This is a genomic window from Pseudomonas emilianonis, assembly GCF_023072625.1.
GTDB lineage: Bacteria > Pseudomonadota > Gammaproteobacteria > Pseudomonadales > Pseudomonadaceae > Aquipseudomonas > Aquipseudomonas paraveronii.
In genome coordinates, this window is record NZ_JAKNRV010000288.1 from 1 (window position 1) to 6,741 (window position 6,741).

Sequence of the window (6,741 nt, forward strand, 5' to 3'; positions counted from 1 at the left end):
ATTCGGCGGTGCCGGTGCCGGGGTCCAGCGCCGCTTGCTGCAAGGCTTCGAGGGACGCCAAGCGCCCGTTGAGCCGCTGCAAATCGCCCTGGGCCTGTTGCTGGGCCTGGGTCGCCTGTTGCAGTTGCTGACGCAATTGCTCCAGGCGCTCCACTTGCTGTTCTTCGCTGGCTTCCAGCTCTTCGAGGGTCATTTCGCTTTCGGCGAGTTGCTCGCTCAGCGTCATGATCGCTGCGTCTTCCGGGTCGGCGGCGAGCAACACGCGTTCTTCCTGCAGACGACGCTGGCGCTCGGCCAGGCGCTCCATGCTGGTTTCCAGTTGCTGGATGCGCGACTGCTGCACCTCGGCCTGGCGGCGCGGCTCGGCGGAGCGCAGGTTGAAGGTGTCCCACTGCTCCTGCCAACCGTGCATGGTGGTCTCGGATTCTTCCAGGGTGGCGGCGGCTTCTTCGGCGGCGGCGCTGGTGATTTCCTGTTCGGGGGTGAGCATGTCCAGCTCTTCGCCGAGGGTCAGCAGCAAGGTGCGGTCGTGACCGAGGTGGGACTCGGTCTCCAGGCGCGCACGCTCGGCTTCCTTCAGATCATCCTGCAACTGACGCAGACGCTGCTGGCCGTGCTGGATGCTCTGCTCGACCCGGGCGATGTCGCCGCCCACCGAATAGAAGCGCCCCTGCACCAGATTGAAGCGCTCGGACAGGTCATGATGACCGTCGCGCAGGCGTTCGATGCTGGCGTCGGCGTTGCGTTGTTCGGCCACCAGGGCTTCGAAGCTGATTTCCTGGGTGCCGATAATCGCTTCGCGCTGGCCGACCTGATCGTTCAGCGCCTGCCAGCGCAGGGCCGACAGTTGCGCCTTGAGCTGGCGTTCTTCGCCCTTGTATTCCTGATACTTCTCGGCGGCCTGGGCCTGGCGGTGCAGGCGCTCCAACTGGCGCTCCAGCTCGTCGCGCAGGTCGGTCAGGCGGGCGAGGTTTTCATGGGTGCGACGGATGCGGTTTTCAGTCTCGCGGCGGCGCTCCTTGTACTTGGAGATGCCGGCAGCTTCTTCGATAAAGTTACGCAGGTCTTCGGGCTTGGCTTCGATCAGCTTGGAGATCATGCCCTGCTCGATGATCGAGTAGCTGCGCGGGCCGAGGCCGGTGCCGAGGAAGATATCGGTGATGTCCCGACGGCGACACTTGGTGCCGTTGAGGAAGTAACTGTTCTGGCTGTCGCGCGTCACTTTGCGGCGGATGGAGATTTCCGCGTAGGCCGCGTATTCCCCGACCAGGGTGCCGTCGGAGTTATCGAACACCAGTTCGATGCTGGCCTGGCTCACCGGCTTGCGGCTGGTGGAGCCGTTGAAGATGACGTCGGTCATCGACTCGCCACGCAGGTTTTTCGCCGAGCTCTCGCCCATCACCCAGCGCACGGCGTCGATGATGTTCGACTTGCCGCAGCCATTGGGCCCGACCACCGCCGCCATGTTACTGGGGAAGTTCACCGTGGTCGGGTCGACGAAGGATTTGAACCCCGCCAGTTTGATGCACTTGAGCCGCACGCTTAGACGTCCGCCAACGCAGCGATCACCAGCGAGCAACTGCGCTGGCCGTAGGCCGACAGCACCTGGCGAATCTGCGGCAAGTCACGGGCGAGCACGGCGGCGAGCAGTTGCGCGAACAGCGCGAGGTATTCGCTCATGGAGGCCTTGCGTTGATCCAGGGCCAGGTAGTAGGCGCGGTTCATTGCCGGCTGCAGGTTCTCGACGGTTTCCTGCAAGTACGGGTTGTTGGCGAAGGGGTACGCAGCACGCATCACGTTGAAGCATTCTTCGACAAACGAGCGGATGTCCTGGCGTTCGAAATTGCTCACCAGGCGCTGCTGGATCTGCACGAACGGCGCCATGTCGGCCTGGGTCCGCCAGCCCTGCGCCACCGCATTGCCGAGCAGGATGTACAGCTCGGCCATCAGCGTACACAGGCTCTGCACCTTGTGCGCCGTGAGTTCGGTGACGTGGGCGCCACGGCGCGGCAAGATCGCGATCAGGTGGCGACGTTCAAGGATCAGCAAGGCTTCACGCACGGAACCACGACTGACGTTGAGCGCCAGCGTGACCTTCTGTTCCTGTATCCGCTCCCCAGGCTTGAGATCGCCGCGAATGATACGTTCGGCGAGGTGGTGAGCGATTTGCTCGGCGAGACTGTCCGGCGCCTTGAACGTCATGTTTTTCCTTCAAAATCTTCTATCGGTACAAGCGCGGCAGTGTAGCGCAAATGCCCGCTGATGGCGCTCGGCCCACGTTCAACAATTTGGCATGAAATAAGCAGCAGTGAACAGCCAGAAGTCCCCAAAAACGCCGGTTCCAGAAGACTGGACCATAATTGAACGTGTTGCGGCCGCATTTTCTTGACCCAAAGGTCAGAAACTCGTTGACCGAAAAGTCAGACATGACTAGATTCGGCGCAAAGCGGTTAACAACAATAATGAGTCTGCGAGGCCTTCCGTGATCCAGTTTTTACTTAACCAGGAACTCCGTAGCGAGCACGCCCTGGACCCCAACCTGACCGTGCTCAACTACCTGCGCGAGCATGTGGGCAAACCCGGCACCAAGGAAGGCTGCGCCAGCGGCGATTGCGGCGCCTGCACCGTGGTGGTCGGCGAACTGCACAGCGATGAGCAAGGCGCCGAGCGCATTCGCTATCGCAGCCTCAACGCCTGCCTGACGTTTGTGGCGTCGTTGCATGGCAAACAACTGATCAGCGTCGAAGACCTCAAGCACCAGGGCCAACTGCACAGCGTGCAACAGGCCATGGTGGAGTGCCACGGTTCGCAATGCGGCTTTTGCACCCCCGGTTTTGTGATGTCGTTGTTCGCCCTGCAAAAGAACAGCGACGCTCCCGACCGCGAGAAAGCCCACGAAGCCCTGGCCGGCAACCTGTGTCGTTGCACCGGCTATCGCCCGATCCTCGCCGCCGCCGAACAGGCCTGCGGCAACAAACCCCAGGATCAGTTCGACAGCCGTGAGGCCCAGACCATCGCCCGTCTCAAGGCCATCGCGCCGACGCAAACCGCTGAACTCAACAGCGGCGACAAACGCTGCCTGGTACCGCTGACCGTCGCCGACCTGGCCGACCTCTACGACGCCTACCCCCAGGCTCGCCTGCTGGCCGGCGGCACCGACCTGGCGCTGGAAGTCACGCAGTTCCACCGCACGCTGCCGGTGATGATCTACGTCGGCAATATCGACGAGATGAAGCGCATCGAGACGTTCGACGATCGCCTGGAAATCGGCGCCGCCACCGCCCTCTCCGATTGCTATACCGCGCTGCACCACGAATACCCGGACTTCGGCGAGCTGCTGCAGCGCTTCGCCTCCCTGCAAATCCGCAACCAGGGCACCTTGGGCGGCAACATCGGCAATGCCTCGCCAATCGGTGATTCGCCGCCGCTGCTGATCGCCCTCGGCGCGCAGATCGTGCTGTGCAAGGGCAACGTCCGGCGCACCCTGGCGCTGGAAGATTACTTCATCGACTACCGCGTCACCGCGCGCCAGGACAGCGAGTTCATCGAGAAGATCATCGTACCCAAGGGCCACGCGCAGTTCCGTGCGTACAAGATATCCAAGCGCCTGGACGATGACATTTCCGCAGTGTGCGCGGCCTTCAACCTGAAGATCGATAACGCTGTGATCAGCGACGCCCGCGTCGCCTTCGGGGGCATGGCCGCCACGCCAAAACGCGCCAAACACTGCGAGACCGTGCTGATCGGCGCGCCCTGGAATGCCGCCACCGTGGAGCAAGCCTGCGCCGCCCTGGCCGAGGATTTCACCCCGCTGTCAGACTTCCGCGCCAGCAAGGAATACCGCCTGCTCAGCGCACAGAACCTGCTGCGCAAATACTTCATCGAACTGCAAACGCCGCACATCGAGACTCGGGTGACCGCTTATGTCTAACCATCACGCCGTGGCAAAAACCCAGGCAGAACTGGCCGAGCTGTTTGCCCAGGACCTGACCTGCGGGGTCGGGCGCAGCGTCAAGCATGACAGCGCCGCCAAGCACGTATCCGGCGAAGCGCAGTACATCGATGACCGCCTGGAATTCCCCAACCAGTTGCACCTGTATGCGCGCCTGTCCGACCGCGCCCACGCCAAAATCCTCAGCATCGATACCGCGCCCTGCTACGCCTTCGACGGCGTGCGCCTCGTCATCACCCACGAAGACGTGCCAGGGCTCAAAGACATCGGCCCGCTGCTACCGGGTGATCCGTTGCTGGCCATCGACACCGTGCAGTTCGTCGGCCAGGTGGTGCTCGCCGTGGCCGCCCGCGACCTGGAAACCGCGCGTAAAGCGGCGCTGGCCGCAGTGATCGAATATGAAGACCTGGAGCCGGTGCTGGACGTGGTCGAGGCCTATCGCAACCAGCACTTCGTGCTGGACAGCCACACCCATCAACGCGGTGATTCTGCGATGGCGTTGGCGGCCGCGAAGCACCGCATCCAGGGCACGCTGCATATCGGTGGCCAGGAACACTTCTACCTGGAAACCCAGATTTCTTCGGTGATGCCGACCGAAGACGGCGGCATGATCGTCTACTGCTCCACGCAAAACCCCACCGAGGTGCAGAAGCTGGTGGCCGAAGTGCTCGACGTGTCGATGAACAAGATCGTTGTCGATATGCGCCGCATGGGTGGCGGCTTCGGCGGCAAGGAGACCCAGGCCGCCAGCCCAGCGTGCCTGTGTGCGGTGGTCGCGCACCTGACCGGGCAGCCGACCAAGATGCGCCTGCCGCGCGTCGAAGACATGCTGATGACCGGCAAGCGCCACCCCTTCTATATCGAATACGACGTGGGCTTCGACGACAGCGGTCGACTGCACGGCATCCAGCTGGAGCTGGCAGGTAACTGCGGCTGCTCGCCGGACCTGTCGAACTCGATTGTCGACCGCGCCATGTTCCACGCCGACAACGCGTATTACCTGGGCGATGCCACGGTCAACGGCCATCGCTGCAAGACCAACACCGCGTCCAACACCGCCTATCGCGGCTTCGGCGGCCCGCAAGGCATGGTCGCCATCGAAGAAGTGATGGACGCCATCGCCCGCCATCTGGCCCTTGACCCACTGGCGGTGCGCAAAGCCAACTATTACGGCAAGACCGAGCGCAACGTCACGCACTACTACCAGACCGTCGAGCACAACCTGCTCGAAGAGATGACCGCCGAGCTTGAGGCCAGCAGCCAATACGCCGAGCGCCGCGAAGCGATCCGCCGCTATAACGCCCACAGCCCGATCCTGAAAAAAGGCCTGGCGCTGACCCCGGTGAAATTCGGCATCTCCTTCACCGCCAGCTTCCTCAACCAGGCCGGTGCGCTGATCCATATCTACACCGATGGCAGCATCCACCTGAACCACGGCGGCACCGAGATGGGCCAGGGCTTGAACACCAAGGTTGCGCAAGTGGTGGCCGAGGTGTTCCAGGTGGACATCGACCGCGTGCAGATCACCGCCACCAACACCGACAAGGTGCCCAACACCTCGCCGACCGCAGCCTCCAGCGGTGCCGACCTGAACGGCAAGGCCGCGCAGAACGCCGCCGAAACCATCAAGCAACGCCTGGTGGAATTTGCCGCGCGCAAATTCGAGGTGAGCGAAGCGGACGTGGCATTCCACAACGGCCATGTGCGCGTGCGCGAGCAGATCCTGACCTTTGAGAACCTGATCCAGCAGGCGTATTTCGCCCAGGTGTCGTTGTCGAGCACCGGCTTCTACAAGACCCCGAAAATCTTCTACGACCGCAGCCAGGCGCGCGGTCGGCCGTTCTACTACTTTGCGTTCGGCGCGGCCTGCTGCGAAGTGATCGTCGACACCCTGACCGGTGAATACAAGATGCTGCGCACCGACATCCTCCACGACGTCGGCGCTTCGCTGAACCCGGCCATCGACATCGGGCAGGTGGAAGGCGGTTTTATCCAGGGCATGGGCTGGCTGACCATCGAAGAGTTGGTGTGGAACGACAAGGGCAAGCTGATGACGAACGGCCCGGCCAGCTACAAGATCCCGGCCGTGGCCGACATGCCGTTGGATCTGCGCGTGAAGCTGGTGGAAAACCGCAAGAACCCGGAAGACACGGTGTTCCATTCCAAGGCCGTGGGCGAGCCGCCCTTCATGCTCGGGATTGCTTCGTGGTGCGCGATCAAGGATGCGGTGGCGAGCCTGGGTGACTATCGCCACCAGCCGAACATCGATGCGCCGGCGACGCCGGAGCGGGTGTTGTGGGGGTGTGAACAGATGCGGCGGTTGGGGGCTGCGAAGGCGGTTGAGGCTGAAACCGAGATGGCTTCGCTTTGAATCGAGGTGCTGCCATCGGGGGCAAGTCGAATCGTCGCACCGCCCCTCCCACATTTTTGATCTGTGAATACATTCAAGTGTGGGAGGGGGCTTGCCCCCGATGACGGTAGAACTGACAACAGAAATGTTGAGGTAGACATGAACAACTGGATCAGCGCCCTCGCCAACCTGCAAAACCAGGGCGAGCCCTGCGTACTGGTCACCATCATCGAAGAGCTCGGCTCCACGCCGCGCAATGCCGGTTCGAAGATGGTGATCAGTGCCGCGCAGACGTTCGACACCATCGGCGGCGGGCACTTGGAATACAAGGCGATGCAGCTCGCCCGCGACATGCTCGCCCGCGGCCAGCAACACACCCATCTGGAGCGCTTCAGCCTCGGCGCGAGCCTGGGCCAGTGCTGCGGCGGCGCGACCGTGC

5 protein-coding genes are annotated in these 6,741 nt (G+C 62.8%); 3 read left to right on the top strand and 2 right to left on the bottom strand.

Features of this window, described 5'->3' with window-relative positions; translation table 11 throughout:
- A partial coding sequence (gene smc, locus L9Z73_RS22640) for a chromosome segregation protein SMC (protein WP_247405716.1) occupies positions 1-1,540 on the bottom strand: 1,540 nt, incomplete at its 3' end.
- A 2-nt stretch (positions 1,541-1,542) separates the two neighbouring features.
- Positions 1,543-2,202, bottom strand: coding sequence for a GntR family transcriptional regulator (locus tag L9Z73_RS22645; protein ID WP_247405719.1), 660 nt, complete (start codon positions 2,200-2,202; stop codon positions 1,543-1,545).
- A gap of 280 nt (positions 2,203-2,482) precedes the next feature.
- On the opposite strand from L9Z73_RS22645, the gene xdhA reads away from it, so the two are divergent.
- The 3 genes from xdhA to L9Z73_RS22660 form a co-directional block, all read left to right on the top strand.
- The gene (gene xdhA / locus L9Z73_RS22650; RefSeq protein ID WP_247405722.1) at positions 2,483-3,931 is read left to right on the top strand and encodes a xanthine dehydrogenase small subunit; all 1,449 of its coding nucleotides are present in this window, start codon (positions 2,483-2,485) and stop codon (positions 3,929-3,931) included.
- Positions 3,924-6,323: a xanthine dehydrogenase molybdopterin binding subunit gene (gene xdhB, locus L9Z73_RS22655; RefSeq protein WP_247405725.1), complete on the top strand. Its 2,400-nt coding sequence runs from the start codon at positions 3,924-3,926 to the stop codon at positions 6,321-6,323. Before xdhA ends, xdhB begins: the two co-directional genes overlap by 8 nt.
- Before the next feature lie 138 nt (positions 6,324-6,461).
- On the top strand, positions 6,462-6,741 hold a 280-nt coding region (locus L9Z73_RS22660; protein WP_282598720.1), incomplete at its 3' end, for an XdhC family protein.

Coding starts and splice junctions, on each gene's coding strand:
- L9Z73_RS22645 (WP_247405719.1), bottom strand. CDS start 2,202: ATGACGTTCAAGGCGCCGGACAGTCTCGCCGAGCAAATCGCTCACCAC.
- xdhB (WP_247405725.1), top strand. CDS start 3,924: ATGTCTAACCATCACGCCGTGGCAAAAACCCAGGCAGAACTGGCCGAG.